Source organism: Terrabacter sp. P5_B1 (assembly GCF_056400505.1).
The window spans coordinates 1-2,829 of sequence record NZ_JBFULD010000436.1; the positions used below are offsets into that span (position 1 = coordinate 1).

The following is a 2,829-nucleotide window of genomic DNA, read 5'->3' on the forward strand; positions in this document are numbered from 1 at the left end:
CTGCGGCAGGCCGCGGACCCCCGTGGCCTCGTCGTCGGCCAGGTCGGGCAGCGCGTTGAGCAGGTGCGCGCCGACACCGAGGAGCGCGCCCGTCACCATCACCCACGCGGCCGGCCACACCGGGACGGGCAGCGCGAGGGTGACGACGGCCGGCAGCGATCCGAAGGCGACGGCATACGGCAGCGGGGAGAGCAGCGTCCGTTTGGTCCAGAGGTTGTGCACCCACCCGGACGTCACCCCGAGGAGGAGGTGGACGAGCCCGGACGCCCAGCCGCACGCGAGGGACAGCGCGACGCAGGCCGCGAGGGCGACCGCCGTGGCGGCGCGGACGACGCGCTCGGACAGGTCCCCGGCCGCGATCGGCTTGTCGGTGCGGCCGACCGCCCGGTCGCGGGCGGCGTCGATGAGGTCGTTGCTCCACCCGATCGACAGCTGCCCGGCGAGGACGGCGGACGTCACGAGCAGGCCGCGCCCGAGGGTGTGGCCGGCGGAGCGGGCGAGCAGGGCGGTGAGCACCGTGACCGCGAGGGTGGGCCCGGGATGGCAGGCGAGCGCCAGCCCCCGGATCGTCGCACCTCGGCTCGTCGGCACGCGCCTGAGCCTACGGCGGCGAATCGCGCTTTCCTGCGAGGCCGGCCAGCCCGGGGCTAGCCTGAAAGGGCCGGTGTGAGGGGCCTGCGCCGGATTCGCGGAGACGATGCGGTCGGGGCTGCCGATGCGTGAGTACCCCTACGCGTTCCACGTCGCCCTCGACGGGAACGGTCTGAACGGACTCGAGGGCCGGGCCGGCGTGTGCCTCTTCCGCTACGACCCCGGGACCGGCGACCACTCCTACAAGGTCAGCTACTTCACCGGGGCCTCGGGCGGCCACGCCCCGAGCGTCGACCCGAGCCGGCGCGTCGGCTTCCTCGGCAACACCGGACAGCACCTCCTCTTCTACGACCTGGCCACCCTCGAGGAGGTCGACCGCGTCTCGACGCTGCGCTTCGAGGTGCCCGACACGACGATCAAGGGCAGCACGCACCTCGTCTGGCTCGACGACACGCAGTTCGTCACGGCCATCGGCGAGCACCTGTGGCGGTTCGACGTCAACCGCCTCACCAAGGCGGAGGTCGTCGCCCCGCACGGGCTCAAGGTGCCGCACGCGATGAAGCAGACCGCGTCGGGGCGCTACATCGTCTACGGCGGCATGGACCACCCCGTGCGCGGTGAGGCCCGCGAGGTCGGCATCCTCGACACGGTGTCGGGGCAGGTCCGCACCGTGCTGCTGCCGACGACCTGCTGGCACGTCGTGTGCCACCCGGTGCTCGACGTCTTCTACGCGATCTCCTTCCGGGTGCACCCGGCCGACCGGACCGACTACGAGCACTGGGGCATGGCGTGGCTGCGGCAGTACGCCTTCGAGATCGACGCCGAGCAGGGCCAGGTGCTGCGCCACTGGGTCGCCGACCGCGACGTGCCGGCCCACGTCAACTCCGACGTGACGATCTCTGACACCGAGCTCATCTTCTGCACGGGCGGCAGCCACACCGTCGTCCTCGTCGACCTCGAGACGATGACCCGGCACCGGATCGTCGACGAGCACCCGGGCAGCCTCGAGTCGTGGGCCTACCCGCGGCAGTCGCTGACGACGGTCGGCGAGAGCCTCATGCGCGCCAACGTGCTGAGCAACGCGAACCTCTTCGCCGAGTCGTTCCGGGTCAGCCGCGGGTCGCTCATCGACGGGATCTACGCCTGCCAGCTGTCGGCCGACCAGACCCTGCTCTTCACGGCCAACCGCGGGCAGAACCACATCACCGTCTACGACTACCCGTCGCTCACCGTCCGCGACCGCGTCGTCATGCCCGAGCTCGGCGAGATGGACGGGAGCCTCTCGGACTGGGCCGACCCACGCCTCGGCTTCCACCACTCCTACCTCGTCAGCCCCGAACCCGAGCCCGACCCGTCGTCTGGAGAGCACTGATGGCCGACTACAGCATCAACACGAACCTCAGCGGCGCGGTCAACAGCGACGTGACGGCAGACGTGACCAGCACCCTGGCCGGGCTCGACGCCATGAACCTCACCCTGGCCGGGGGCACGACGACGACGCTGGCGGGTGAGAACACGGTCAACACCGACTCGAAGGTCGCCCTCGCCCCGGTGACGACGACGTCGAAGGTCGACTCGGCCTCGGTCATCGACCTCCGGCCCGTGGCGCTCGACTCGTGCGTGCGGCTCGAGCTGGGCCCGCCCCCGCCGACCGAGGTCTGCACCCCCTACGAGCAGCAGTGGAGCTGGTCGGTCCTCGGGCTCGAGCTCTTCGCCGTCACCGTGCGCGGCAGCACGTCGACCCAGGTGCGACCGGCCCGCACCGACCCCGTCGTCATCGAGCTCTGAGGCCTCCGATGCCGACGCCACGACGCAGGACCTCGACGAGCAAGCGGGCCCGGCCGTCCGAGTCCGAGGACGCCATCGTGCTCAGCGGTCCGCCGGGCCGGCTCACCACCACCGTGACCGTCGAGAACACCTCGGGCGCCCGGCTCGTCGTCCGCCAAGCCACGCTGCACCTCGACGAACTCTCGGTGACGGGGTCGGCGACGGCGATCATCGCGACCGGCGCCACGGCGTCGGTTCCCGTCACCGTGCCYCTCGCCGCGTCGACCCCGCCGGGTCGGCGGGAGGCCGAGATGGAGCTCGGCGGGGTGCGCCGCCCCGTCGTCGTCACCGTCGTGGAGCACCTCTCGCTCGAGCTGAGCCCCGGCCGAGTCCGCGCCGAGCCGGGGGCCCAGGACGTGACCCTGGTCGTCAGCAACTCGGGCAACGTGCGTATGCCGCTCGCCTCCCGAG

At 72.0% G+C, this 2,829-nt stretch carries 4 protein-coding genes; 3 read left to right on the plus strand and 1 reads right to left on the minus strand.

Going from position 1 to position 2,829, the window contains the following annotated elements; genetic code table 11:
- The coding region (locus AC1DP0_RS20495) for a UbiA family prenyltransferase (protein WP_478088161.1) at positions 1–591 on the minus strand (591 nt) is incomplete at its 3' end.
- Positions 592–715: 124 nt separating this feature from the next.
- Here AC1DP0_RS20495 and AC1DP0_RS20500 point away from each other — a divergent pair.
- The 3 genes from AC1DP0_RS20500 to AC1DP0_RS20510 all read left to right on the plus strand — a co-directional run.
- Positions 716–1,963, plus strand: a complete 1,248-nt coding sequence (locus AC1DP0_RS20500) for an NHL repeat-containing protein (protein WP_478088163.1) — start codon at positions 716–718, stop codon at positions 1,961–1,963.
- Positions 1,963–2,379: a hypothetical protein gene (locus tag AC1DP0_RS20505; protein WP_478088165.1), complete on the plus strand. Its 417-nt coding sequence runs from the start codon at positions 1,963–1,965 to the stop codon at positions 2,377–2,379. The genes AC1DP0_RS20500 and AC1DP0_RS20505 overlap by 1 nt, the downstream gene beginning before the upstream one ends.
- Positions 2,380–2,387: 8 nt before the next feature.
- Positions 2,388–2,829 (plus strand): hypothetical protein (locus AC1DP0_RS20510; RefSeq protein WP_478088167.1); only part of this gene is annotated, 442 nt, incomplete at its 3' end.